Raw genomic sequence first — 25621 nt, 5'->3', positions numbered from 1 at the left:
AATCCATCCCGAGATGGTACCGGCTTAGCCGATCTCGAGACGCCCCCGGCTCCAGGCCGGGGTGACCTGAAGCTTGTGGGCGGAGAGGCTCAAATATTCAGCGCGCGTCCATAAGCATCGAGCACGCTTTCCTTCATCGTCTCGCTGAGCGTGGGATGCGGGAAGATGGTGTGGATCAGCTCTTCCTCTGTTGTCTCGAGGTTCATCGCGACAACGAACCCCTGGATCAACTCGGTCACCTCGGCGCCCACCATGTGCGCGCCCAGCAATTCACCCGTCTTGGCATCAAAGATGGTCTTCACCAAACCATCCGGCTCACCCAAGGCAATCGCCTTGCCATTGCCCACAAAGGGGAACCGCCCGACCTTGATCTCGCGGCCAGCTTCCTTGGCTTTGGCTTCCGTCAACCCGACGCTCGCGACTTGAGGCTCGCAATAGGTGCAGCCCGGAACCTTGGTTTTGTCTAAGCCATGCACATTCAACCCGGCGATCTTTTCAACCGTGATCACGGCTTCATGCTCGGCCTTGTGTGCCAGCATGGGTGGGCCAGCCACGTCGCCGATGGCCCAGATGCCATCCACACTGCTCTTGCCATATTGGTCGATCACGATGGCGCCACGCTCGGTTTTCACGCCAATCGTTTCAAGCCCGATGTTCTCGATATTGCACTGCACGCCCACGGCCGAGATTAGCTTCTCGCCTGCGATCTGCTGCTTGGAGCCATCCTTGAGCTCCACATGCGCGACGACGCCTTCGGCAGTCTTCTCAACCTTGGCGACCTTGGCATCGGTCAGGATCTTGATGCCGCGCTTTTCCAGCCGCTTGCGCGCGAGGCCCGCAATCTCGACGTCCTCCACCGGCATGATCTGCGGCAGCAGCTCAATGATCGTAACTTCAGCGCCCATGGAGCGGTAGAACGACGCGAACTCGACGCCAATGGCACCCGAGCCCATCACCACCAGCGACTTGGGCATGGCAGCCGGCTTCATCGCCTCGAAATAGGTCCAGATCTTGTCCCCATCAGGCTCGATCCCCGGCAGCACGCGAGGACGCGCACCCGTGGCAATGATGATGTTCTTGGCCTTATAGGTGCCCTCGCCCAAGGCGTTCTTCGGCACGGGACCCTGCGGCTGCACGATCGGCTTCTTGGTCGGCGCAACACGCACTTCACCAGGCTTGGTGATGACAGCCTCGCCCCAGATGATGTCGATCTTGTTCTTCTTCATCAGGAACTGCACGCCATTGTTCATCTGCGCGGCAATGGCGCGCGAACGCTTGACGACTCCGTCCATGTCAAAGCCGAACTGGTCGGCCGTAAGCCCATAGTCCTTGGCGTGGCTCATATGGCCATAGATCTCGGCCGACCGCAGCAACGCCTTGGTCGGGATACAGCCCCAGTTCGAGCAGATGCCAGCCATGTGCTCGCGCTCGATGATACCTACCTTCATGCCCAGCTGCGCACCACGAATGGCGGCCACATAGCCGCCCGGGCCGGCGCCGATCACGAGAAGGTCGTATTGGTCAGCCATTTGGGCCTCCAGAATGGTCTAGTCGGGTCACAGACCCAGCATTTGTGTAACGAGCGGCGCAAGTCCCTCGCCAATGGCGCGGGTATTGGCCGGATCAAGATGAACGCCATCGGCACGATCGGCAACCGCCACGCTCGCGGCGTTGAAATACCCGGCGCCAAGCTCATTGGCGACGCGGCTATAGTAGAAGTCGAACAGCTTTGCTTCGTCTGCCCGCGGTGCAAACATCGGGTGCAAATCGACGTGGTCGGTCTCCACCGTCAACGGCGGCGCCACCACGATCACCTGCGGAACAGGCATTCCCGCGTCGTAAGGATGAGTGCGCACAATCTGGACCAGCCGCTTGATCCCCATGGCGGCGCCAAAGGCGGTGCCATTGAGGTAAACCTTGAGGTCATTGGTGCCGAGCATGATGATGACAAGGTCGAGCGGCTTGTGGCTTTCGAGCAAGGTCGGCAACACGCGCGCACCATTGCGATCGGCAGCGTTCGAGAAATCATCGAACACTGTCGTGCGCCCGCCAAGTCCCTCGGCAATCACGCGCGCCTTCCCACCCAGCGCTGTCTCCAGCGCCGTCGGCCAACGATCCTCATAGGCATGCCGCTGCCCATTGGGCTGCGGATTGGCCCCAAACGTCAAGCTGTCGCCAAAGGCGAGAATGGTTTTCATCGCCAGACCGCCCTTAAGCCAGCATCATGACCGGGTTTTCGATCAGCCCCTTGAACACGCCGAGCACTTCTGCGCCAAGCGCACCGTCCACTGCACGGTGATCGCAGGAGAGCGTCACAGTCATGAACTGGCCAATCTTGATCTGCCCATTTTCGGGATAAACGCGCTCCTCGCCCACACCAACGGCCAGGATTGTGCCATGCGGTGGGTTGATCACTGCCGAAAAATGCTTGATGCCGAACATGCCCAAATTGGAAACCGAGGAGGCACCGCCCTGGTATTCATGCGGTGCCAGCTTCTTGCTCTTGGCGCGGCTTGCCAGATCCTTGACCTCTTCGGAGATCTCGCGCAGCGTCTTGGTGTCGCAAGACTTCACCACCGGCGTGAACAGCCCACCCGGCACCGCCACGGCAACCGCGACGTCACTGCGCTTATGGTAGAGGATAGAGTCCCCTGCCCAGGTGGCGTTCGCCGCAGGCACGCGCTGCAGCGCCACGGCCCAGGCCTTCATCACGAAGTCATTGACCGAAAGCTTGAACGCGGGCTTGCCGTCCTTGCCCTTGGGGGCAGATGCATTGATCTGCTCGCGCGCCGCCATCAACGCGTCGATCTTGCAGTCGAGCGTCAGATAGAAATGCGGCACGGTCTGCTTGGATTCGGTCAGGCGCTGCGCCACGACCTTGCGCATGCCATCGTTGGGCACGAGCTCGTAGGAGCCTTCTGGATAAAGCGCCAATACCTGCGCCTTGGTCATGCCACCAGCTGGAGCTGCGCCACCAGCAGCTTGTGCAGTTACGGGCGCCGACGCTGCGGCCTTGAGCGGCGTCTTGCCAGACTTGGCGGCTTCCACGTCCGATTTCACGACGCGTCCCTTGGGACCCGAACCAGAAATCGCTGACACATCGATGCCAGCTTCCTTGGCGAGCCGTCGCGCCAGCGGGGAGGCAAACACCTTGCCGCCCTCGGACTTGCTGGCTGGAGCCGCAACTGCCTGGGGAGCGCTGCTCCCTGTGTTGCTGTTGGCAACCGGAGCGGTCGAACCCGTCTGCGTGCCCTTGTCATACATAAGCGTACCAGCATCGGCCTTGGGCGAATCTGGCTTTGGCGCTTCGGCTTTTGGTGCCCCGGCAGGCTTTGGTGCCTCCGCCTGCGGTGCAGGCGCTGCATCAGCGCTTTCGCCTTCCTGCAGCAGCACGGCGATAACGGCGTTGACCTTCACGCCCTCGCTGCCCTCGGCAACCATGATCTTGCCGATCTTGCCCTCGTCCACGGCCTCGACTTCCATCGTGGCCTTATCGGTTTCGATCTCGGCGATCACGTCACCGGAAGAAACGCTGTCCCCTTCCTTGACGTGCCACTTGGCGAGCTTGCCCTCTTCCATCGTGGGAGAAAGGGCCGGCATGGTAATATTGATCGGCATCCCAGATCTCCTTACGAGCGGTAGGTGACAGCGTTAACCGCGGCCACCACTTCATCGACGTTCGGCAGCGCCAGCTTTTCCAGGTTTGCCGCATAGGGCATCGGCACGTCCTTGCCGGTGACGCGCATCACAGGCGCGTCGAGGTAGTCGAACGCCTGTTCCATCACGCGGGCCGACAGCTCGGCGCCGATACCGCCCTGCGGCCAGCCTTCTTCCACCGTCACAAGGCGACTGGTCTTCTTGACCGACTCGATCACCGTGTCGCTGTCCATCGGCCGCAGCGTGCGCAGGTCGATCAATTCCACATCGACACCTGCATTGACCAGGATTTCGGTTGCCTGCGTCGCATAGCGCATGCCCATGGAAAACGACACGATGGTCACGTCAGCACCCTTGCGGGCGATACGCGCCTTGCCGATCGGCAGCAGGAAATCGTCCATTTTGGGCACAAGGCCGGTGGAGCCATAGAGAATTTCGTTCTCGAGGAACACGACCGGATTGGGCGAACGGATTGCCGATTTCAGCAGCCCCTTGGCGTCTGCCGCACTATAGGGCGCAATCACGGTGAGACCCGGCACATGCGAATACCATGCCGAGAAATCCTGGCTGTGCTGCGCACCTACGCGCGCCGCTGGACCGTTCGGGCCGCGGAACACCATGGGAGCCGTAACCTGGCCACCGGACATATAAAGCTGCTTGGCCGCCGAGTTGATGATCTGGTCAATTGCCTGCATGGCAAAGTTCCAGGTCATGAATTCAACGATGGGCTTCAAGCCAGCAAAGGCCGCACCAACGGCAAGGCCCGCGAAGCCGTGCTCGGTAATCGGCGTATCAACCACGCGCTCGGGCCCGAACTCTTCGAGGAGATTCTGCGTGATCTTGTAGGCGCCCTGATACTGGGCAACTTCCTCGCCCATGATGAAGACGTCCTTGTCGCGACGAAGCTCCTCGGCCATTGCCTCGTTCAGCGCCTGGCGAACGGTCATCTCGACCATTTCCACGCCCTCAGGCAGGTCCGGATCGTTCTGCGCAGCAAACTTGGGCGCCTCGGCAGCAGCCGGAGCAGCCTTGGCTTCCGCCGGCACGGTCGCAGCGTCGGCTACGGGCGACTGCCCCTGCGGATCGGACGATGTCGTCTGCGCCGCGCTCTGCTTGGCTTCGCCCAGCTCTTCATCCTCTCCCAGCACCAGCGCGATGGGAGTATTCACCTTCACGCCCTCGGTGCCTTCCTCAATCATCAGGGACTGCACGGTGCCGCCATCGACAGCTTCCACTTCCATGGTCGCCTTGTCGGTCTCGATTTCGGCCAGCACATCGCCGGGTGAAACAGTGTCACCGACCTTGACCAGCCATTTGGAGAGCTTGCCCTCCTCCATGGTCGGCGACAGCGCAGGCATCAGGATTTGAGGCATTGGAGCTCTCCAGCAATGAGACGCCGGGCATCGGGAGCCACACGGCGGGCAGATGGGTCAATATTGGGCATACAAGCGCCCGCTTGGGTCAGGCGCTGATGGTTATGTCGGTCCACAATTCGGCTGGATCGGGCTCTTTGTCGTTGGTCGCAAAGTCAGCCGCTTCCGTCACAATGGCGCGAATCTCGTTCTCAATCGCCTTGAGCTGCTCTTCGGTCTGCACGCCGTTTTCCAGCAGCCGCGCCTTGACCTGCTCGATCGGGTCGCGCTCCTGGCGGTACTTGGTCACTTCGTCCTTGGTGCGATATTTCGCCGGATCGGACATGGAGTGCCCGCGATAGCGATAGGTCAGCATTTCCAGGATGTATGGGCCCTGCCCTGAACGCGCATATTCAATGGCCCGCTGCGCTGCGTCATAGACCATGCGCACATCCATGCCATCGACCTGCTCGCCCGGAATGTCGAACGAAGCGCCGCGCTTGGAGAAATCGGTCGTCGCCGCGGCGCGCTCGATCGAGGTGCCCATTGCGTATTTGTTGTTTTCGATGATGAACACAACAGGCAGCTTCCAGAGCTTTGCCATGTTGAAGCTCTCATAGACCTGGCCCTGATTGGCCGCGCCGTCGCCGAAATAGGCGAGCGACACCGAATTATCGCCTCGGTATTTCGCGGCGAAAGCCAAACCTGCGCCGAGCGAAACCTGGGCGCCCACAATGCCATTGCCGCCATAGAATCGATGCTCGTTTGAGAACATGTGCATCGAGCCGCCCTTGCCCTTGGAAAGGCCGCCCTGGCGTCCGGTGAGCTCGGCCATGACGCCCTTGGGGTCGAGCCCCATCACCAGCATGTGCCCGTGGTCACGATATCCGGTGATCTGCGCGTCCTTGCCCTTCTCCGAAGCCATGGTGACGCCGGTCACCACCGCTTCCTGGCCGATGTAAAGGTGGCAGAACCCGCCAATCAGGCCCATGCCATACATCTGGCCGGCCTTTTCCTCGAAACGCCGGATCAGCAGCATTTCGCGATAGGCTTCGAGGTCCTGCTCGGGAGTGAACTGGGGAATATTGGATTGTGTGCTAGCCTGGGTGGCCACAGCTTTACGCGCCATAGAAAAACGCTCCGCAGGGAAATGATTTGCCGCTTGGCCCGACTTGGCCACATCGGCGCATCATAACGCAAGGCACTGGCAGAACACAATGCTCCAGCGGAAAACGAAACCCTATCTAAAGCGTTGGCACTGCTGAGTTTATCTCATTTAACCGATCTTCGGTTATTTCATCGAATGAACCAGATAGTGGTTTACCCGAGTCAGGATGGACCATCACCACTACATCATCTGGATGGGCCATGTTCAACAGCGCTCGGGCGCGTTCAGTGATGATATCAGGATCAAGCCGCCGTGTATCCATCAGCGTTGCCCGATGCCGATAAGCATCGATCTCCGCCTGCAAAGCAGCCGATTTGCCCTTGAGCTGATCGATATCCAGAAGAATCTGGGTACGATTCTCGATGCCGAACTGCCCACCGATAGCCGAAAATGCCAGATAGCCTTGGAAGCTCAAAAGAGCAGCGGTGAGCGCCAGCGGGCGCCATATGGCAGGTCGTTTGAGACGGGTGGGCATGGGTCACCAATGAACGCATCGTGATTATGCCGCGCTATCGCTTAACACATCGTTTCCCATTATGCGGTGAGGCTGGCTTTGTCGCTCCTTGGGGAAAACGCTTGAACGATCAACCAACTATCTCCGATCTCCTGGAGCAGATCAGCAGCCGCGTCGAGCAGGACCAATCCCTATCCATTGGCACGATCGAGGCAGTCGCGGGCCGGCGTATTGCGGGGCCCATGCTGTTCTTTCCGGCCATGCTGGTGGTCTCGCCACTCAGCCTTGTGCCCACTCTGCCAACCTTTGTCGCCGTCCTGACGATCCTGGTGGCCGGCCAGATCGTTCTGGGCCGCAAGACCATATGGCTGCCGCAGAAAATTCGCTCGGCCAAGCTGTCGGGAGAGCGCGCCGCCAAGGCTCTTGGCTTTATCAAGCCCGCTGGCCGCTTGCTTGATCGGATCAGCCGTCCGCGTCTCACCATGCTGACAGCAGACCCTGGCCAACGCCTTGTCGCCCTCATCTGCATTTTGGTGGCGCTGACCATGCCACCCATGGAGCTGGTGCCCGGCGCATCAACTACGGCCGGCAGCGTCCTGGCAGCACTGGGCCTGAGCCTGACCACCCGCGACGGCGCATTGCTGCTGCTCGCCCTGGGCGTCATGGCAGCGGGGGCCGGAATGCTGGCCTATCTCGTCACCAAATGGCTGGGCATGTAGGTCCCGGTCAAACCGGGACGTAGTCAATCTCGAGGAACCGCTCCACTTCCGGCTCCCAACGGTCCCGCACAAACGCGACATGGTCGGGATGATCATTATAGCCCGAATAGGCAGCCTGATCGACGAACTCCATGGAGAAGCCGAACGCATAGTCGTTCTTGGGGCTCACCTGCCGAAGCTGCTCGAACTTTTCCACACCGGGAATGCCGGCCAGCACCTTGGCATCTCGCAGGAACGCGGCTTCCTCAGCTGAACCCTGCGCGTGCTTGAGCGTGAAAACCACGGTGTGGCGGATCATTGGTCGACTCCAAGAGCTTCGGTGGCAGCGATCGCAGCCATATTGACGATGCCACGGCTGGTGCTCGATGGCGCCAAAATATGCGCCGGCGCCTTGGGACCCATCAGGATCGGCCCAACGCCCTGAGCATTGTTGGTTTCTTTCAGCAACGTCATGGACAGGTTCGCTGCGTCCAGATTCGGGAAGATCAGCAGGTTTGCTTCACCACTCAGGATGCTGTCCGGAACATAGCGCTCGCGCAGTCCCTGGTTCAGCGCAACGTCGCCCTGCATTTCACCTTCAACGATCATGTCGGGCGCGATCATCTTGAGCCGCTTGTAGACCTCGCGCATCTTGTAGGCGCTGTCGCCGTCGCGCGAACCAAAATTGGAATAGCTCAGCAGAGCCACCCGAGCCTCGATGTTGAAGCGCTTGAGGTGGTTACGCGCCTGCAACGCTATACCCACGATCTCGTCGGGTGTCGGGTCCATGTTGACATAGGTGTCGGCAAGGAAAAACACGCCACGCGGCATAATCAGCATGGACAGCGCCGACGCATCCACAAGTCCTTCCTGCAGCCCGATCACCGAACGGATATCGCGCACGTGCTTGATAAACCGTCCTTGAAGGCCACAGATTAGCGCATCGGCCTCACCGCGCTTGACGGCAAGGCTTCCGATCACAGTCGTATTGGTGCGCACGACCTGCCGCGCCGTATCGGGCGTCACCCCATCCCGGCCCACCAGCGAGTGGAACAGGCTGACATAGTCACGGTAACGCGGATCGTCCTCGGGGTTGATAATTTCGAAATCCGTACCCGGACGCAAATTGAGCCCGAACCGCTCGATACGGGCTTCGATCACCGACGGACGCCCGATCAGGATCGCCCGGGCAATGCGCTCTTCCAGAAGCACCTGCGTTGCCCGCAACACACGCTCGTCCTCGCCATCGGCGAAGGCAATGCGTTTATTCTGTCCCTGTGCCCGGTCGATGATTGGCTTCATGACGAGGCCCGAACGGAACACAAAACGGTTGAGGCTGTCCTGATAGGCCGACCAATCTGAAATCGGGTTCTTGGCAACGCCAGACTCCATCGCCGCGCGTGCCACAGCCGGCGCAATGCGCAAGATCAGCCGCTGGTCAAACGGATTGGGAATGATGTGGTCCGGGCCGAACACCGCCGGCGCCCCCGAAGGCGAGCTTTCCAGCCCCGGCTCATGTGCCAGCTTGGCAATCGCCCGCACAGCCGCCAGCTTCATTTCCTCGTTGATCGTGGTCGCCCCTACATCAAGCGCACCGCGGAAGATAAACGGGAAGCACAGGACATTATTGACCTGATTGGGGAAGTCCGAACGCCCGGTACAAACCATTGCGTCCGGCCGGATCTCCTTGGCCAGTTCGGGCATGATCTCGGGATAAGGATTGGCCAGCGCCAGGATAAGCGGCTTGGGCGCCATCTTGGCCAACATCTCGGGCTTCAGCGCGCCGGCCGCCGAAAGGCCCAGGAATATGTCTGCGCCCTCGATCACTTCGGCAAGCGTCGTCGCATCGCTGGTACGGCGGAATTGACCACGCCATTTGTCGTTCACATCATTGCGCTTGTGGGTGACAAGACCATCCTTGTCGGCCACCCAGATATTCTCGTGCTTGGCGCCCAGCGCCACCAGCACATTGAGGCACGCAATGGCCGCGGCTCCTGCCCCAGAGGCGCAGATCTTAACGTCCTCGATGCGCTTGCCCTTGAGCTCGAGCCCGTTGAGCACAGCGGCGCCCACAATAATGGCAGTGCCGTGCTGATCGTCATGAAAGACGGGGATGGGCATGCGCTCGCGCAGCGCTTCCTCGATCTCGAAGCAGTCGGGCGCACGAATATCTTCAAGATTGATGCCGCCAAAGGTCGGCCAGAGCGGCGCCACAGCGTCAATAAATTTCTGCGGGTCCAGCTCATCAATCTCAAGATCGAAGACATCGATCCCGGCGAACTTCTTGAACAGGACCGCCTTGCCTTCCATCACCGGCTTGGACGCCAGCGCCCCGATATTGCCCAGGCCCAGCACCGCCGTGCCGTTGGAGATCACGGCCACCAAATTCTGGCGCGACGTATATTTACCCACCACATCGGGGTTTTCGGCGATCTCCTCGCAGGGAGCTGCTACCCCCGGAGAATAGGCCAGCGCCAGGTCGCGCTGGTTTCCGAGTGGCTTTGTCGGCTGAATCTCGAGCTTTCCCGGCTTGGGAAATTGATGGAAATGCAGCGCCGCTTCACGCAGGGCTTTCCGCTGTTCGTTGATATCAGTCGACACGAATGGTCCTCCCGGCTGGCCCGCCCAGAACAGGCCTTTGCGCGCTTCGTGCCACCAATCGCCCACGATGAAAAGACCTTAGTTCGGCAAGTGCGCCCAAAGGCCTATGCCGCAGCGGCAACAACGCCTTCTATGCGGCTGCGGGTCTTTTTGGTGGCATGAAGCGCCAGCGCCAATTCCTTGAAGGCACCCACCTTGAGTGCGGGCGCAAAGATAAAGCCCTGTGCCTGCACCACTCCATGCGAGCGCAGATAGAGCGCCTGCGCCTCGGTTTCCACGCCCTCAGCCACGATCTCGCAATTCATGTCCTTGGCCAGGGCAATCAGCCCATCGAGCACGGGCACCTGCGCCGTGTCCGGCTTGACCATGTCAACGAACACGCGGTCGATCTTAATGATGTCGACGCCCAGCGTGCCGATATAGGCAAGGTTGGAATGCCCTGTTCCCGCATCATCCAGCGCCAGCTTGCACCCAAGCGCATGCAGGCCTGCAATAACGCTGGAGGCGACAGTCGAATTGGCCAGCGGATGCCGCTCGGTGATCTCAAACACCAGCTGGCGCATCGCGATCTTGCTATTGCCAAAGATCGCGTCGACATCGTCCACAATGCCGGCATCACGGAAATGCCCTTCAAACAGATTGATGGACACCTTTATGTTCGGCATCTGCTGGCAGATATCGCCCAGATCGTATTTCACCTGCTGCATCAGCGACAGGGTCATGGGGATGGCGAGGCCCGTCACCTCGGCGTAGTCGATAAACGCACCGGGCGGCACCACCTGCCCGTTCTTCTTTTCCCACCGGCACAGCACTTCGCAGCCCTCGAGCTCGCCCGTGCGCAGATTGATAACCGGCTGATAATAGGGCCGGATTTCACCGCGCGATATCGCCCGCTCCAGATCAAACGCGGGGACGCGCGACTTGCGAACGAAGTGAAGCGCCAGCAGAAGGAAAGACGCACTCATCACGCAGCTGATGATCGTGAAAGCCACATCAAGATCCGCATAGCCCGCGCGCGCTACAGAAAAGGGCACGGCATATTCCGCCTGCAGCGGCAGCTCGCCCGCAAATACGCGCTCGCTGATGAAATCGCCTTCCGAGTGCTTCTCGTCAAACGCTTTGGTATCCCCAACAGCCATTACGCTGGTACCGTTGGTGAGGACGATCCGCAGCATTGCCGCACCATCCAACCCCTTTGCCAAAGCCGTTTCGCTTTGCCCCAGCAGCGGCACAAAGGCCGATACCTGCCGGGTCGCTCCAAACGCCTGCGTGATCTTGAGCGCTGGAACGCTCATGCCGCCCAGCCGCACCACCGTCATGGTTTCCGTGCGCCCCGGAATGGGCAGGGTTTCCGACACGGGCGAATAGTCCACCTTACGTCCAAGCGCGTCGCAATATTGGACACGGTCCCCATTCTCCACCAGCAGCTGCTTGAGATTGATGCTGGTTTCAATTGCACGCTGCGCATTGGCCACAAAGGTCGGCGTGCACAGGGAAGGACTATCCGCCAGAACCATGCGCAAGGAGTCGATCGCGCCAGCTGCGCCAGATTCTACCTGCGAAGTAATGGATCCAAGATATTGCAGCGCCGCCGCTTTTTCGCGCCCGCGCACATACCCGTCCAGCAAGTGGTCAACGGCAAGGATCGGCAGAAACGCCAGGATTGCGCCCACCAGCATCAGGATATGGGAGTATCGCGATCTCAATGGACGAATCCAAACGGCTGCTTCAGAGCTCCATGGCTACCAACCAGCCTTTAACGCACCATTAACGTTGTTTAACCCAGCGCAAACGAAAGAGGCAGGCACCCAGTGCCCGCCCCTATTCAATACCGGTTCTGCGGAACTTTTCAGCTCTGCGGATTGAGCCGGATGCCCAGCTCCCGCAATTGCTTGGGTGCCGCAAGGCTTGGCGCACCCATCAGGAGGTCTTCGGCTTGCTGGTTCATCGGGAAGGCCGTGATCTCGCGCAGATTCTGCACGCCGCACAGCAGCATTACGATGCGATCGACACCGAATGCCGCCCCGCCATGCGGCGGCGCACCAAACTGGAACGCCCGGTACAGCCCGCCGAACTGTTCTTCCACTTCTTCGCGGCTCTTGCCCGTCAGCTCAAACGCGCGAACCATGGTTTCCGGCAGCTGGTTACGGATCGATCCCGAAGCAATCTCGTAGCCGTTGCAAACCGCATCATACTGATACGCCTTGATGGTCAGAGGGTCCTGACCGTTGAGTGCATCGATCCCGCCCTGCGGCATGGAGAAGGGATTGTGCGCAAAGTCGATCCGCTTTTCCTCTTCGCTCCATTCATAGAACGGGAAGTCCACGATCCAGCAGAGCGCGAACTGCTCGGTATCGACTACGCCAAGATCGGTCCCAACCTTGGTGCGGGCGTCCCCGGCAAACTTGTAGAACTTGTCCGGCCGCCCCGCGACAAAGAACACCGCATCGCCATCGCCCAGGCCCAGCTGCGCCTTGAGCGCAGCCGTGCGTTCCTCGCCGATGTTCTTGGCGATCGGCCCGGAGCCCTGCCCGTCCTTGAAGAAGATATAGCCCAGACCCGGCTGGCCTTCGCCCTGCGCCCAGGCGTTCATGCGATCACAGAATGCGCGCCCGATAGGGTCAGCGCCCGCCTTGTTCTTGGCCGGAATGGCCCAGACTTCTACCTTGGGGTCGGCCTCGATCTGGTTGGCGAAAACCTTGAACCCCGAACCCGCGAAATGCTCGGTCACCGCCTGCATTTCGATTGGGTTGCGCAGGTCGGGCTTGTCCGAGCCATATTTGCGGATAGCCGTGTCATAGGGAATGCGCGGCCAGTCCTTGGTCACGCGCTTGCCCTCGGCGAACTGCTCGAAAATATCGGTGATGACCGGCGTCATCGTGTTCCAGACGTCTTCCTGCGTCACAAAGCTCATTTCGAGGTCGAGCTGATAGAACTCGCCAGGAAGGCGATCGGCACGCGGGTCTTCGTCGCGGAAGCACGGCGCGATCTGGAAGTATCGGTCGAACCCTGCCACCATCAGCAATTGCTTGTATTGCTGCGGTGCCTGCGGCAGCGCAAAGAACTTGCCGGGGTGAATGCGGCTGGGCACGAGGAAGTCGCGCGCCCCTTCAGGAGAAGAAGCCGTCAGGATCGGCGTCGAATATTCGGCAAACCCCTGCTCGGTCATCCCTGCGCGCATCGCCGCGATGATCTTGGTGCGCTTGACGATGTTGGCGTGCAGCTTCTCGCGGCGTAGATCGAGGAATCGATAGCGCAGGCGCACGTCCTCGGGATATTCCTGATCCCCAAACACTGGCAGCGGCAATTCCTTGGCCGCCGAAAGCACTTCGAGCTCACGGATAAACACTTCCACCGTGCCAGTCGGCAGGTTCGGGTTCACCGCCGCCGCATTGCGCAGCTTCACCTCGCCATCGATGCGGATAACCCACTCGGAGCGCACCTTTTCCACTTCGGCAAAAGCCGGGGAATCGGGGTCCACAACAGCCTGGGTAATCCCGTAATGATCGCGCAGATCGATAAACAGCAGCCCGCCATGGTCGCGGATACGGTGCACCCACCCGCTCAGGCGCACTGTTTCGCCAGCATTATCAGCCGTGAGAGCTCCGCAATTGTGCGAACGGTAGCGGTGTGTCGTCATGGCAAAGCTCTCGAAAAGGGCGGATTCTCGGGCCGGAAAAGCGCATGGGACACCTCACTTGTCAAGCGGGAGCGGGCTACGGAGCTATGCGCGCTAACCCTGTTCCAGTTCAGGCAAATCGCTTCTGGAGTGAGAAGAGTTCACCTGCTAGTAACGATATTGACGAATTTAAGACGGACTTTGGTATGGACCTTATACTCGCCACGAATGTGCTTGCTGCGTTTTGCGAGCGGGCAAAGCAATTTGATTTTGTTACGGTCGATACAGAGTTCCTCCGCGAAACCACTTACTGGCCCAAGCTGTGCCTGATCCAGGCTGCAACCGACGATGAAGCCGTGCTGATCGACCCGTTGGCCGATGGGATCGATCTTACGCCGTTTTTTGCGCTGCTGGCAGACCCTGCGGTGACCAAGGTGTTCCATGCCGCCCGGCAGGACATCGAAATATTCGTCAAGCTCAGCGGCAAGGTTCCCGTCAATATCTTCGATACCCAGATCGCCGCCAGCGTGTGCGGATTTGGCGACAGCATTTCCTACGACAATCTGGTGCGCTCGATCGCGGGTGTGGAACTCGACAAATCCTCGCGCTTCACCGATTGGTCCGCTCGCCCGCTCAGCGAGAAGCAGCGCCTTTATGCGCTGGCCGACGTCACTCATCTGCGCGATATCTATCGTGAACTGCGCAAGCAGGTTGACGCCACCAAGCGTTGGGACTGGGTCGAGGATGAACTCGGCATCCTGCGCAGCATCGACACCTATGTGATCCAGCCCGAACAGGCCTGGGAACGGCTCAAGATGAAGATCAACCGTCCGCGTGACCTTGCAGCGCTCAAGAAACTCGCCGCCTGGCGCGAAAAGCGCGCGCAGGACACTGACCAACCCCGCAGCCGGGTCCTCAAGGACGATGTGCTGTTCGAGCTCGCCCAGCAGCGCCCGCTCACCCCCGACGCCTTCGAAAAATTGCGCGCCGTGCCCCGTGGCTTTGGGCGCTCTTCGGCTGCAGCCGAGATCATGGCCTTGGTGCGCGAAGTCGAAGCCCTGACCAAGGCGGAACTACCGACCATGCCCGAGCGCTATCGCGGCCCCTCCCCCAAGGGTGCCGTCGGTGACCTCCTTCGCGTCCTGCTCAAATCCGTAGCCGAGCAACACGGCGTCGCCGCCCGCATCATCGCAACGTCAGACGACATCGACGCCCTGGTGCTCGACGACGATGCTGATGTTCCGGCCCTCAAGGGCTGGCGCCGCAAGCTCTTCGGGGAAAAGGCACTCGACATCAAGCACGGCCGCATCGGCCTTGTTGCCACCCGCAAGGGCGTGGTCGAATTTGCTGTCAAGGATGCCGTTCCGGCCGAGTAACAATCGGAACGGCCATCGCCGCCTCTCGTTCTGCAGCAGATCTTGCCGGACGGGAGCAGTCGATGAACGAAGTATTCAGCACGTCGCTTGACGTGATTACCAAGGCCGTTGAAGCCCTCGGCGTCCTGATTATCGTCATCGGCGCCATATTCGCCTTGGCCAGATATCTTCAAAACACCGGCGCGAGCGACGCCTACCGGCAGCTCCGATCCACCCTCGGGCGAGCCATTCTTCTTGGACTAGAACTGCTCGTCGCCGCCGACATCATCAATACCGTTGCCATTGAGCCCAGCCTGGACAGCCTTGCCATTCTGGCAGGCATCGTACTGATCCGCACTTTCCTCAGCCTTTCGCTAGAGGTCGAGATTGACGGGCGCTGGCCGTGGCAGCGGGATCGGCAATCGGGCGGGCAGCGCGACTAGATCAGCCGATCCGAACTTCCGTCGACTTGAACCCCGCGACATTGCCGAACTGCTCCAGCCGTCCGCGCAAATGCTCGCCATCCAGAAACTCGAGGTCTGTCGGCAAAACAAGCGTTAGCCGGCTGTCTTCGGCCTCGAACATTATGCGCGGCAGAATGCCGGGCATTGCCGCCGTCATGGGATAGGCGACACGGAACAGCGCTCCGATCAGGCGCGCACGCGGCCCCATGTCCTCCTTCATCAGCCCTGCAAGCGCATTGGCGGCCTTGCTCTTGAGCCCGTCATACCGCAGGGCAATGATCTGCGCGAGGAAGGCCCGGCCGGCATGATCCACCCCGGTGAGCGATCCATAGGCCACCGCGTCAACGCTCTGCGGCCCGCGATAATCCGGATGCGCACGCCAGCCAATATCCGCCAGCAGGCACGCAACCGTCCGGAGCCGCGTTTGCTCAGCTGTTTCGCTTATCCCCGCCGCTGCCAGGAACTGCGCGGTAAACTCCACCAGATCGTCCGCATGGGCCGGCGAGCGCGAGCGCAGCACCGATAGTTCTTCGGCACCCTGGATCAGCGGATCGATCTGCTGTTCATCCGGATCAAGCTTGCCATAAAGATAGCCTTCGCGCACGCCAAGCGCCGAGAACACCACATTGGCAAAATGCCCGGCCTTCAGCAATTCCTGCATCACGGCGGCCCCGAAGGGCACCAGTTCACGCCTTGACGAACTCACATGCTCGGCACCGTCATAGCCCTTGAGCGATCCTGCGCTGATGATCTTGTGGCAAAACTCGATCATCTCGTCGGCGTCAACCACATAGTTCTGCACCATGTGGAGCGGATAATCACTTACGATCTGGTGCAGCTTGGCGAGCGAACGCCAGGTTCCACCCACCGCCACAAAGGACAAGCCCTTTGTTGCCTTGCCCAATCCCGATTTTTCCAGCCGATGGCGAACTATGCTTGCAGCCTTGCTGGGCGAGCCATTGCTGTCGTCCTGCAGGCGAATAACCCCAAGCTGGTGCGATTGCCCGCCCGTGTCCTTGCCCTCCGAAATCGTGGAAAGCTCGAGGCTTCCCCCGCCCAGATCGCCCACAACCCCGGCAAAGTCGGGCATCCCCGCCACGGCGCCCAGCGCTGCATAATGGGCTTCCTCTTCCCCGCTCAGCACCTGCACCGGATTGTCCATCAGCGCCTCAACGGCGCTCACGAACTCGTCGCGATTGGCCGCATCACGCACGGCGGACGTTGCCAGCACATAAACCTTGCCCACCCGCATCATGCGCGCAACCAGGGCAAAGCGCTTTATGGCGTTGAGCGCCTGGGCGACATTGGCATCGGCCAGCCGTCCTGTCTGCCCAACACCGCGCCCCAGGGCACAGGCGGATTTCTCGTTGTAAAGTGGCGTCAGCGCCCGCGCATGGCGCTCATAGACAACAAGGCGCACCGAGTTCGACCCGATATCGAGCACTGCGACCGGCTGGGCGCCCTTGATGCGCCCTTGCGCGGTTGGATCGGCGTCAACGCCCCAGAAATGATTCAAGCCTCAAGCCTCGTCACCCTCGACCATGCCGGCGCTGCCACGGCCGGACAGCGAAGGATTGGTCATGAAATAGTCGTGCGCATTAAAGGGTTCCTCCCCATCTGCAACCCGCATGCGATGTGAGCTGCCATCCGGCAGCACTTCCCAGCTCTGCTGATTGTCTTTGAGATAGGCAACCAGAATCCGATCCAGGATCTGCTTGTGCACCGTGTTATTGAGGATCGGCACCATCACCTCGACGCGCCCATCGAGATTGCGACCCATCAAATCCGCCGAGGAAATATAGACTTTCGCCCGTGGGCTCGGCATCGGCTCCCCGTTACCGAAGCAATAAATGCGGCTGTGTTCAAGGAACCTGCCCACCACCGATTTCACCCGGATATTGCTGGAGAACCCCGGGATTCCAGGCCGCAGGCAGCATATGCCGCGAACAATCAGATCGACCTGCACCCCGGCCTGGCTCGCATCATAAAGCGCATCGATAATCTGGGGATCCACCAGCGAGTTCATCTTGAGCAGGATACTGGCGGGCTTGCCCGCCTGCGCCAGTGCGATCTCGGCGGCGATATTGTCCAGCAGCGTCAGCCGCAGATTGACCGGCGACACGGCAATAGTCTCCAGCTCCGTTGGTCGCGCATAGCCAGTGATGAAGTTGAACACCCGCGCCACGTCTCGCGTAATCGCCGGATCGATCGTGAAGTAACTCAGATCGGTATAAATCTTGGCAGTGATCGGGTGGTAATTGCCCGTTCCGATATGGCAATAGCTGACGAGCTTGCCCTTTTCGCGCCGCACCACTTGGCTCAGCTTGGCATGCGTCTTGAGTTCGATAAACCCGAACACCACCTGCGCCCCGGCCCGCTCCAGATCGCGCGCCCAGCGGATATTGGCTTCTTCGTCAAAACGCGCCTTGAGTTCCACCAGGCACGTCACCGACTTGCCCGCCTCTGCCGCCAGCACCAGCGCCTTGATGATGGGGCTGTCCGAGGACGTGCGATAAAGCGTCTGCTTGATCGCAACCACATCGGGGTCACGCGCAGCCTGCATCAGGAATTGCGCCACCACGTCGAAGCTCTCGAACGGATGGTGCACCAGAATGTCCTTGGCGCGAATCGCCGCAAAACTATCCCCGCTATAGTCGCGAATGCGCTCGGGGAACCGCGCATGGTATGGCGTGAACTTCAGGTCCGCCCGCTCGATGTCACAAACTTTGCGCGCGTCGGCGAGCCCCAGAAAACCCTGCACCTCGAACACATCGGCCTCGGTCACCCCGAGTTGCTCCCCGATCGTGCGCTGCAGCGCGCGCGGCATGGAGCTCTCGATTTCCAACCGGATCACCTGCCCGCGCCGGCGCTGCCGCAAGGCCGTTTCGAATTCCACCACGAGGTCGGCGGCCTCATCGTCGATTTCGATTTCGCTGTCGCGAATAACCCGAAACGCGCCAGAGCCCACAACCTGATGCCCCGGGAACATTTTGTGAAAGAACAGCTTCACCAGCGTGTCGATGGTCACGACTTCGCTGCGACCATCGGACACCAACCCGCTGGGCAGATTGATGAAACGGTCCAGATTGCCCGGAATACGCACCAGCGCCGTCAGGTGCATGTCATTGTCAGGTCGCTTGAGCTCAAAGGCCAGCGCCAGCCCCAGATTAGGAATAAACGGAAACGGATGCGCTGGATCGACCGCAATCGGGGTCAGCACCGGAAAGATTTCTTCCCGGAACAGCTTTTGCAGATATTCGACCTGGTCGGCGGTGAGATCGTTCGCCTCATGGATCACCACGTTCTGCGCCAGCAATTCCTCGCGCAGGTTTTTCCAGTGATCCTGCTGCTCCAGCTGCAGATGCTGGGCAAGAGTCGCGATTTCGTCGAGCTGCTCGGCCGGTGAAAGCCCGTCGGCACTTTGCTTGGCGAGCCCTGCGCGCACCTGCCCCTTCAGGCCTGCCACGCGTACCATGTAGAATTCATCGAGATTGTTGGCCGAAATGGACACAAACCGCAGCCGCTCGAGCAGCGGGTGATTCTGGTTGCCCGCTTCCTCCAGCACGCGCATGTTGAACTGCAGCCAGCTTACCTCGCGGTTCACAAACCGGGCCGGGCTCCTGCGCAGCGCCTCGATATCGGCATGGGACGCTTCGGCTTCAACGAATTCGCTGATTTCATTCATCGTCTTCTGTGTCCCAATCCTCTTCCGCGCTCGCCTCGCCCCGTTCCGCGCGCCGCAAATCGAGCGCTTCGGCCGCGATCCGGCGATTTATCGCGCTCCCACGAGCCATTGCCAGCCTATCCATCACGTCAGCCAGAATCACGACCTCTTCTGCGGACCGCTCCATGCGGGCCACCAGATAGGCAATGATTTTGGGATCAACCTTGATCTGGCGATCGGTGAACAATTTCACGAACATCTGTGACAACTGGATGTCATCGCTGATCTCGAGCGTAAAGGCCGTCGCCCGGCGCACGCGAGAGCGCACATCGGCCGTTGCCAGTGGCCATTGCCCCACATCCTCGCGCGCCGTCAGCAGCAGGGGGCGTCCATCGCGCATGGATTGGTTGAGGAGATGAAACAGCCCCGCCTCATCATAGCCGGCGCGATCCGCATCCTCCACGATAAGGGGCCGATTGCCCCCTTGCGTGGCCAGCGCCTCCAGATCACCAAGCCCCGCAAAAACGGCGCCGCTCCGATCTGCAAAGATCCGCGCCAAATGCGACTTCCCCGATTTGGGCGGCCCGCTCAGCAGCGTCACGGGGTCGGGCCAATGGGGAAACGCCATGATCCGGCTATGGGCCAGCCGGTTGCCTTCGCCCACCAGAAAGTCCGCCTCGCCCTGGGCCGGCGTATGCCCCAGCTCGAAAACAAGCTGCGCAGCACGATCAGACACTGTTGGCGTCACCGTCGGAGCCATTACTATGTCCCTTGTAGAGGGCACTCTGCTTGTATTTCTTTACGCCATACCGCACCAGCACGCCAACGATTGCAGCGAGCGGCACGGCCAGCAGCAGCCCAACAAACCCGAACAGCGCGCCAAACGCCAAAAGCGCAAACATCAGCCACACCGGATTGATGTTGATGCTGCCGCCCACAAGCTTGGGGTAAAGAATATTGCCCTCGATGAACTGCCAAACAAGGAACACGGCCGCCACTGCGACCACCATCCAGTAATTGGGCCAGAACTGCACCAGGGCAATCGCGATCGAGAGCCCAAAGCCCACCACCGCACCCACGAACGGCACAAAGCTCAAAAGCCCCGCAATGATGCCCACGGCCAGTCCGAAATTGAGCCCCAACAGGCTGAGCGCCGTCGCATAATAGGCCGCGTCGATCAGCAGAACACCGCCCTGCCCCCGGATCACACCGGCCATGGAATCATCGATATCCCCAAGGATGCCGTTGATTTCCCCCTTGGTTTCCCGCGGCAGCAAATCCTGCAGACCCCGGATCATGCCTTCCCAATCAAGCAGCAGGTAAAACGCCACCACCGGCGTCAGCACGGTAAAGCCGATGACGCTGACGCCGGTGAGCCCGATATTGACCAGCTCAGCCGGCAGCGTGGCAATAAACACCAGCGCTTGCCGCGCCAGATCGGAGATCGACGCCTGCACCTGCGCCGCCCGCTCCGGCCCCAGCCATTCATTGATCTCGGGCGACCAGCGCGCCACCAATTCCTGCAGATCCGTGACATAGCCCGGCAAGCGCTGGATCAACCCGATGATCTGCTGCCCGATCATCGGTAGCAGCATCACAAACAGGCTCACCACAATCGCTGTGGCGCTAAGCAGCACCACACTGGTCGCCAGCGCCCGGTTGAATCCCCATTTCTGCAATTGGTTGACCAGCGGGTTCAGCAGATAGGCCAAAGCCGCGCCGACCACGAACGGCAGGAGGATGCCGCGGAACAACCAAAGCAGCAGCACCAGCACGACAAGGAACGCAATCCAGATCAGGACGTGATTTCGAAGTGTCATGGTGCCGAGCGGCCCTTGCGTCGGGATGGTTGAAAAGCTATCAGGCCGCTGGGGACCAATACATCTTTGGTCCTAGCTTTTGGCTGGGGAATTGGCAATCGCGCAGTCTCCGTGCCACAGGCTTTGCGCACTCTTTCCCCGTTCTGGTCCGAGGCACATGTCTGATCCGCAAAACCCGACACCAAACGGTCTTTCATACAAGCAGGCAGGCGTCGATATCGATGCCGGCAACGCGCTGGTTGAAGCGATCAAGCCCGCCGTTCGTTCCACGCGCCGCCCCGGCGCCGATGGCGAGATCGGCGGCTTTGGCGGCCTTTTCGATCTCAGAGCCGCAGGCTTCGTGGACCCCGTCCTTGTCGCTGCCAACGACGGCGTCGGCACCAAGCTCAAGATTGCCATCGACACGGGCAATCACGACACCATCGGCCAGGACCTGGTCGCCATGTGCGTCAACGACATCATCGTGCAGGGCGCCGAGCCGCTCTTTTTCTTGGATTACTTTGCCACCGGCAAGCTCGACGTGGCGCAGGGCACGGCCATCGTCAACGGCATAGCCGAAGGCTGTCGCCTCGCCGGCTGCGCCCTGGTCGGCGGCGAAACCGCTGAAATGCCCGGCATGTACCACGGCAATGACTACGATCTCGCAGGCTTTGCCGTAGGCGCCGCTGAACGCGGCACGCTCCTGCCCAGCCCCCTGATCGCCGAAGGCGACACCCTGGTCGCGCTCGCCTCCTCGGGCGTTCATTCCAATGGCTATTCGCTGGTCCGCAAGATCGTCGAGCTCTCGGAGCTCCCTTGGTCCGAGCCCGCGCCCTTTGCCCCCGGGCAGACCCTCGCTGAAGCCCTCCTCACCCCCACCCGCATCTACGTCAAGTCGCTTCTGTCAGCCCTTAAGGCCGGCATCGGCATCAAGGCGCTGGCCCACATCACTGGCGGCGGCTTCATCGACAACATCCCCCGCGTTCTGCCTGATCACCTCGCAGCGCATGTCGATCTTTCGGCGATCACCCCGCCAGCAGTCTTCGGCTGGCTCAGCCGAACCGGCGGCATGGATGAGCGCGAAATGCTGCGCACCTTCAATTGCGGCGTCGGCATGCTGGTAGCCGTCTCGCCGCTCGACGCCGATCGCCTCATCGCACACCTGACCGATATGGGCGAAACCGCCGCTATAGTGGGCCACCTTTCCCCACGCACTGGCGAAGCCGTGACCTTCCAGGGCAAGCTCGCGCTGTGAACCGCAAGCGCGTCGCCATCCTGATCTCGGGCCGCGGCTCCAACATGTCGGCCCTGATCGAGGCTACCAGGGCACCGGACTACCCTGCCGAAATCGTCGGCGTCCTGTCCAACCGCGCCGCCGCGCCCGGCCTCGCCGTGGCCGCCGCCGAAGGCATCGCCACCGCGTCTCTGGCGCAAAGCAAATTCCCCAGCCGCGACATGTTCGAAGATGTCATGACGCAGATTCTCGAAAGCTGGGACGTGGACCTCATCTGTCTCGCTGGCTTCATGCGCGTCCTGGGCGAGGATTTCGTCGACCGCTGGGCCGGGCGGATGATCAACATCCATCCCTCGCTCCTGCCGCTTTATCGCGGCCTCAACACCCATGAGCGCGCCCTTGCCGACGGCGCCACCAAATCCGGCTGCACCGTTCATTTCGTCACCCCCGGGCTCGACGAAGGCGCCGCGATTCTCCAGGCCGAAGTGCCCATCTTGTCCGGAGATACGCCCGACACCCTGGCCGCGCGTATCCTGGTCGAGGAACACCGCATCTATCCCGAGGCGCTCAAACTCCTTGCCTCAGGCAAGGTCACGGCAATGCCGCAATAAACGCTCGGACCACGGCGGCCGAATTGGCCGACGCCAGTCCCATGAACGTGCTCATCTGATTTTCACCCTCGCCACCGCCGGCCAGGTCCGAAAGTGAGCGGAAGGCGATAAACGGCACCTCATTGGCATAGGCCACATGCGCCACCGCTGCGCTTTCCATGTCCAGCACGCGAGCCTCGAACGTCTCGAAGGCATACTCCCGGAACTCGGCATTATCTACAAAAGCCGCGCCCGACACGCCATTTCCGCCCACATGGATGCTGGGCGCTGTCGAAAGGCATTGCGCCTCTTCAACGCAATCAGCGAGCTTGACCTCGCCCGCCACCTTCTCGGCAACAGCGAGCAAGTCCGGATCAACCGCAAACCAGAACTTGGACTCAGGCTCCCCACCGGCTTTCGTCACATCTACATTCTGGGGAAAGATCATCCCGTAATTGGGAAAAGGCGCCTCCAGAAACGGCGGCGGCGTAAATGCCCCATCCACTTCCCGCGCAAAAATAGCGTCGAGATACTGTCCCCATTGCTGGGGAACGATCACGTCCCCGATATGCCGCTCTGGATCAACCCCGCCCGCAATCCCTGAAAAGACGATGCTCTCTATGGTGAAATGATCCAGCGCCAATTGCGAAGTCATCGCCGCATTGACCATGCTGACACCGGTGAGAAACAGCACCACCGGCTTGCCCTCGATCGTCCCAGTGGCAAACACCGTCCCATTCACTGTGTAGTCCTTGCGATCGCTCAGCGCCTCCTGCAACGCCACCCACTCCGGCGCAAAGGCCGACATAACGGCGATACGCGAGGTCGTGTCCAGTGTTTCGGCGCCTACAGCCGTACCGGCCATGAGGGATAATCCAGCCAGTGCAGCTAAACCCAGTCTGCGCATCTAATGCTCCTTAATTGATCAGACCCGCCCATTGATCATCAATTAAGCAGCGCTCGCAAGTCCCTCGCGAGCGCTATCTGCATTTCATCCAAGATGGGTTTTTTTGAACCCATCCGGCCGCTTGAGCCCAAAGCCCAGCATCCGGTCAAGCCCGATATGGCCCGCCCAGATCAGCGCGAGCGACACCGCCGCACTCCACCCCAGCCCCGTGCCAACCAAGGCCAGCGCAGCTGGCGTGAGGTAAGTATGCCCAAGATTATAGACTGCGGCACCCAGCCGCTTGTCCTTGGTATAGCCTAGCATGAAGAGGTCGGGCGCAAGGAACAGCAGGGCAAACAACCACCAATTGCCGCCCAGGGCTGCAAACCCCCACATTGCCAGCACCAACACCAGGGCGCCTTCGAGCTGCAAAATCTGCTTGATCGGCTTTGGCATGGTCTTGAGCCGCGGCTGGGTTGCTTCTGAGTAAATCGAGGTCATGAGAAATCTCCTGTGTTGGAGAAAATCTAATCCCCCTTCCGCTCACCGCCCATTCGCCAAAATCCCAGACCCGCCAAACAAAAATGAATAGCGCTGCCTTTCCCCCCGGGAAGTAAAGGTATCAAGGGCGGTGGAGCAGCAACTACCACCAGCCCCGCTATCCGCCACAGCCCCGATCCAGCCAACCCACCGCGCCGCCCTCGGGCTAGACCCGAGGGCCACCCTCGGCAAACACAATTGCTTAGACGCGGGCTCGAAGAACGGCCCTTGGGGTGCAAGGGCGGAACGGCGTTCATCTATTTGTCCGCTCTCTTCCTCCCTCCCCCTTGAGGGGAAGGGTCGAGCGTGGGGTGCTGAAGCAGCCAAACGCTCCTATTGCAGAAACGAACCCCTTACCGGCCGCCTTCCATCTTCCGGTTCCGCTGCCGCTGCCCACCTTCGCCATAGGGGTAATCCGCCACATTGGGCGCACTCGCCGCATTGAGCGCATTCATCTCCTCATCGCTGAGCTTCAACTCAGCTGCCTGGAGATTATCCGCCAATTGCTCCGTTGTCCGCGCTCCTAGGATCACCGACGTCACCGCCGGCCGCGCCGCAACCCAGGCCAGCGCCACCTGCGCCATGGATACGCCGCGCGCCTTGGCAACATCTTCCAGCGCACCGATTACGTGCCAGGTGCGCTCTTCCGCATTGCGCTTTTCGAAGGCCTCCATGCCGCGCTTGGGGTTCTCGCCCAGCCGCGTGGCGCCGCTCGGCATCTGGTCGCGCTTGTACTTGCCCGACAGCCAGCCGCCCCCCAGCGGCGACCACGGCAGCAGCCCGATATTGGCATCAATAGCTGCCGGCACGATCTCGTGCTCGATGTCGCGCGCCAACAAATTATATTGCGGCTGCAGCGTCACCGGCGGCTGGAAATTGCCCGCCTTGGCGATCCAGACCGCCTTGGTCAGCTGCCAGCCCAAGAAGTTGGAAAAACCATAATAGGCAATCTTTCCGTTACGGATCGAGTCGTCCAAAAACCGCAGTGTTTCTTCCAGCGGTGTCAGCGCATCAAAGGCATGCATCTGATAAAGATCGATATGCTCCACCTGCAGGCGCTTGAGCGACGCATCTAGCGCCTCCTGCAGATTCTTGCGCGACAGCCCCAAATGGTTGGGCCCGTCGCCCATGGGGAAGCGCCCCTTGGTGGTGATCACCAGATCCCGCAGAATGCCCGGCTTGCTCTTGAGCCAGCGCCCGATAATTTCTTCCGAAACCCCGTCGCTATAAACATTTGCCGTATCCAGGAAATTGCCGCCAGCCGCGACATAATCGTCCATCAGCCGAAACGAAGTCGCCTCGTCCGATTCCTTGCCGAACGTCATGGTCCCCAGGCAAAAATTGGTAACGATGGCGCCGCTATTGCCGAGCTTGCGGTACTCCATGGAATAGTCCTCCTCCTTGGCTTTGGTTCGCCACAACAGTCGCAGCCACCTTCTCGTTGCACGAGCAAACAGGTTGAAGGGGGTGAGCTGGGGCAAGGCGCCCGAACGGGCGCACGGGGGAAGTGCACCACATGCCCGGCTGGCTGGCAAGTGCA

The 25621-nt window shown here is 60.6% G+C and carries 22 protein-coding genes; 5 read left to right on the top strand and 17 right to left on the bottom strand.

The window, feature by feature from the left end; all coding sequences use genetic code 11:
* Positions 1–89: 89 nt before the first annotated feature.
* The 6 genes from lpdA to DDE77_RS10090 all read right to left on the bottom strand — a co-directional run bounded on the left by lpdA (position 90) and on the right by DDE77_RS10090 (position 6652).
* Positions 90–1529, bottom strand: a complete 1440-nt coding sequence (lpdA, locus tag DDE77_RS10115; protein WP_108397350.1) for a dihydrolipoyl dehydrogenase — start codon at positions 1527–1529, stop codon at positions 90–92.
* A gap of 27 nt (positions 1530–1556) precedes the next feature.
* Positions 1557–2198 carry an SGNH/GDSL hydrolase family protein gene (locus DDE77_RS10110; protein ID WP_108397349.1) on the bottom strand — a complete coding sequence of 214 codons (642 nt, stop codon included), beginning with the start codon at positions 2196–2198 and terminating at the stop codon, positions 1557–1559.
* Positions 2199–2211: 13 nt separating this feature from the next.
* The gene (locus DDE77_RS10105) at positions 2212–3618 is read right to left on the bottom strand and encodes a pyruvate dehydrogenase complex dihydrolipoamide acetyltransferase (protein WP_108397348.1); all 1407 of its coding nucleotides are present in this window, start codon (positions 3616–3618) and stop codon (positions 2212–2214) included.
* Between the two features lie 11 nt (positions 3619–3629).
* Positions 3630–4994 carry a pyruvate dehydrogenase complex E1 component subunit beta gene (locus tag DDE77_RS10100; RefSeq protein WP_425430745.1) on the bottom strand — a complete coding sequence of 455 codons (1365 nt, stop codon included), beginning with the start codon at positions 4992–4994 and terminating at the stop codon, positions 3630–3632.
* Between the two features lie 124 nt (positions 4995–5118).
* Positions 5119–6138: a pyruvate dehydrogenase (acetyl-transferring) E1 component subunit alpha gene (pdhA, locus tag DDE77_RS10095; RefSeq protein WP_108397346.1), complete on the bottom strand. Its 1020-nt coding sequence runs from the start codon at positions 6136–6138 to the stop codon at positions 5119–5121.
* 115 nt (positions 6139–6253) lie between these two features.
* Complete coding sequence (locus DDE77_RS10090) at positions 6254–6652, bottom strand: FtsB family cell division protein (RefSeq protein ID WP_108397345.1); 399 nt, start codon at positions 6650–6652, stop codon at positions 6254–6256.
* Positions 6653–6753: 101 nt separating this feature from the next.
* On the opposite strand from DDE77_RS10090, the gene DDE77_RS10085 reads away from it, so the two are divergent.
* A complete protein-coding gene (locus DDE77_RS10085) occupies positions 6754–7350 on the top strand; it encodes an exopolysaccharide biosynthesis protein (RefSeq protein ID WP_157959762.1) in 597 nt (198 codons plus the stop codon).
* A gap of 7 nt (positions 7351–7357) precedes the next feature.
* Here DDE77_RS10085 and DDE77_RS10080 read toward each other — a convergent pair whose 3' ends face one another.
* The 4 genes from DDE77_RS10080 to aspS all read right to left on the bottom strand — a co-directional run bounded on the left by DDE77_RS10080 (position 7358) and on the right by aspS (position 13570).
* Entirely contained in the window at positions 7358–7648 is a 291-nt protein-coding gene (locus tag DDE77_RS10080) for a Dabb family protein (protein ID WP_108397343.1), read from the bottom strand.
* Positions 7645–9930 (bottom strand): NADP-dependent malic enzyme, encoded by a 2286-nt coding sequence (locus DDE77_RS10075; protein WP_281261298.1) that lies wholly within the window; start codon positions 9928–9930, stop codon positions 7645–7647. The genes DDE77_RS10080 and DDE77_RS10075 overlap by 4 nt, the downstream gene beginning before the upstream one ends.
* 104 nt (positions 9931–10034) lie before the next feature.
* Entirely contained in the window at positions 10035–11636 is a 1602-nt protein-coding gene (locus DDE77_RS10070) for an EAL domain-containing protein (RefSeq protein ID WP_157959761.1), read from the bottom strand.
* A gap of 143 nt (positions 11637–11779) precedes the next feature.
* The gene (gene aspS / locus DDE77_RS10065; protein ID WP_108397341.1) at positions 11780–13570 is read right to left on the bottom strand and encodes an aspartate--tRNA ligase; all 1791 of its coding nucleotides are present in this window, start codon (positions 13568–13570) and stop codon (positions 11780–11782) included.
* A gap of 185 nt (positions 13571–13755) precedes the next feature.
* Here aspS and rnd point away from each other — a divergent pair, with 185 nt between their 5' ends.
* The gene (gene rnd, locus DDE77_RS10060; protein WP_108397340.1) at positions 13756–14925 is read left to right on the top strand and encodes a ribonuclease D; all 1170 of its coding nucleotides are present in this window, start codon (positions 13756–13758) and stop codon (positions 14923–14925) included.
* 62 nt (positions 14926–14987) lie between these two features.
* Positions 14988–15347 carry a DUF1622 domain-containing protein gene (locus tag DDE77_RS10055; protein ID WP_108397339.1) on the top strand — a complete coding sequence of 120 codons (360 nt, stop codon included), beginning with the start codon at positions 14988–14990 and terminating at the stop codon, positions 15345–15347.
* A 1-nt stretch (position 15348) separates the two neighbouring features.
* Here DDE77_RS10055 and DDE77_RS10050 read toward each other — a convergent pair whose 3' ends face one another.
* The 4 genes from DDE77_RS10050 to DDE77_RS10035 are packed head-to-tail and all read right to left on the bottom strand — an operon-like array spanning position 15349 to position 20852.
* On the bottom strand, positions 15349–16884 hold the full coding sequence (locus tag DDE77_RS10050; RefSeq protein WP_108397338.1) for a Ppx/GppA phosphatase family protein: 1536 nt from the start codon (positions 16882–16884) through the stop codon (positions 15349–15351).
* A 3-nt stretch (positions 16885–16887) separates the two neighbouring features.
* Positions 16888–19053, bottom strand: coding sequence for an RNA degradosome polyphosphate kinase (locus tag DDE77_RS10045; RefSeq protein ID WP_108397337.1), 2166 nt, complete (start codon positions 19051–19053; stop codon positions 16888–16890).
* Positions 19046–19792, bottom strand: a complete 747-nt coding sequence (locus tag DDE77_RS10040) for a P-loop NTPase family protein (RefSeq protein ID WP_157959760.1) — start codon at positions 19790–19792, stop codon at positions 19046–19048. The genes DDE77_RS10045 and DDE77_RS10040 overlap by 8 nt, the downstream gene beginning before the upstream one ends.
* Positions 19761–20852, bottom strand: coding sequence for an AI-2E family transporter (locus DDE77_RS10035; protein ID WP_108397335.1), 1092 nt, complete (start codon positions 20850–20852; stop codon positions 19761–19763). The genes DDE77_RS10040 and DDE77_RS10035 overlap by 32 nt, the downstream gene beginning before the upstream one ends.
* A 157-nt stretch (positions 20853–21009) precedes the next feature.
* On the opposite strand from DDE77_RS10035, the gene purM reads away from it, so the two are divergent.
* Together purM and purN are read left to right on the top strand one after the other, a co-directional pair.
* Positions 21010–22086 carry a phosphoribosylformylglycinamidine cyclo-ligase gene (gene purM, locus DDE77_RS10030; protein ID WP_108397334.1) on the top strand — a complete coding sequence of 359 codons (1077 nt, stop codon included), beginning with the start codon at positions 21010–21012 and terminating at the stop codon, positions 22084–22086.
* A gap of 44 nt (positions 22087–22130) precedes the next feature.
* Positions 22131–22676, top strand: coding sequence for a phosphoribosylglycinamide formyltransferase (gene purN, locus DDE77_RS10025; RefSeq protein ID WP_425430744.1), 546 nt, complete (start codon positions 22131–22133; stop codon positions 22674–22676).
* Here purN and DDE77_RS10020 read toward each other — a convergent pair.
* The 3 genes from DDE77_RS10020 to DDE77_RS10010 all read right to left on the bottom strand — a co-directional run bounded on the left by DDE77_RS10020 (position 22657) and on the right by DDE77_RS10010 (position 25466).
* On the bottom strand, positions 22657–23562 hold the full coding sequence (locus DDE77_RS10020; RefSeq protein ID WP_108397332.1) for a 5'-methylthioadenosine/S-adenosylhomocysteine nucleosidase: 906 nt from the start codon (positions 23560–23562) through the stop codon (positions 22657–22659). The two genes, purN and DDE77_RS10020, sit on opposite strands and share 20 nt — an antisense overlap.
* An 84-nt stretch (positions 23563–23646) precedes the next feature.
* On the bottom strand, positions 23647–23937 hold the full coding sequence (locus DDE77_RS10015; RefSeq protein WP_425430743.1) for a DUF4260 domain-containing protein: 291 nt from the start codon (positions 23935–23937) through the stop codon (positions 23647–23649).
* Positions 23938–24434: 497 nt separating this feature from the next.
* Entirely contained in the window at positions 24435–25466 is a 1032-nt protein-coding gene (locus DDE77_RS10010; protein WP_108397543.1) for an aldo/keto reductase, read from the bottom strand.
* Between the last annotated feature and the right edge of the window lie 155 nt (positions 25467–25621).

This window comes from Devosia submarina, from assembly GCF_003056345.1.
Lineage (GTDB): Bacteria > Pseudomonadota > Alphaproteobacteria > Rhizobiales > Devosiaceae > Devosia > Devosia submarina.
This window is presented reverse-complemented; position numbering and strand designations above follow the sequence as displayed.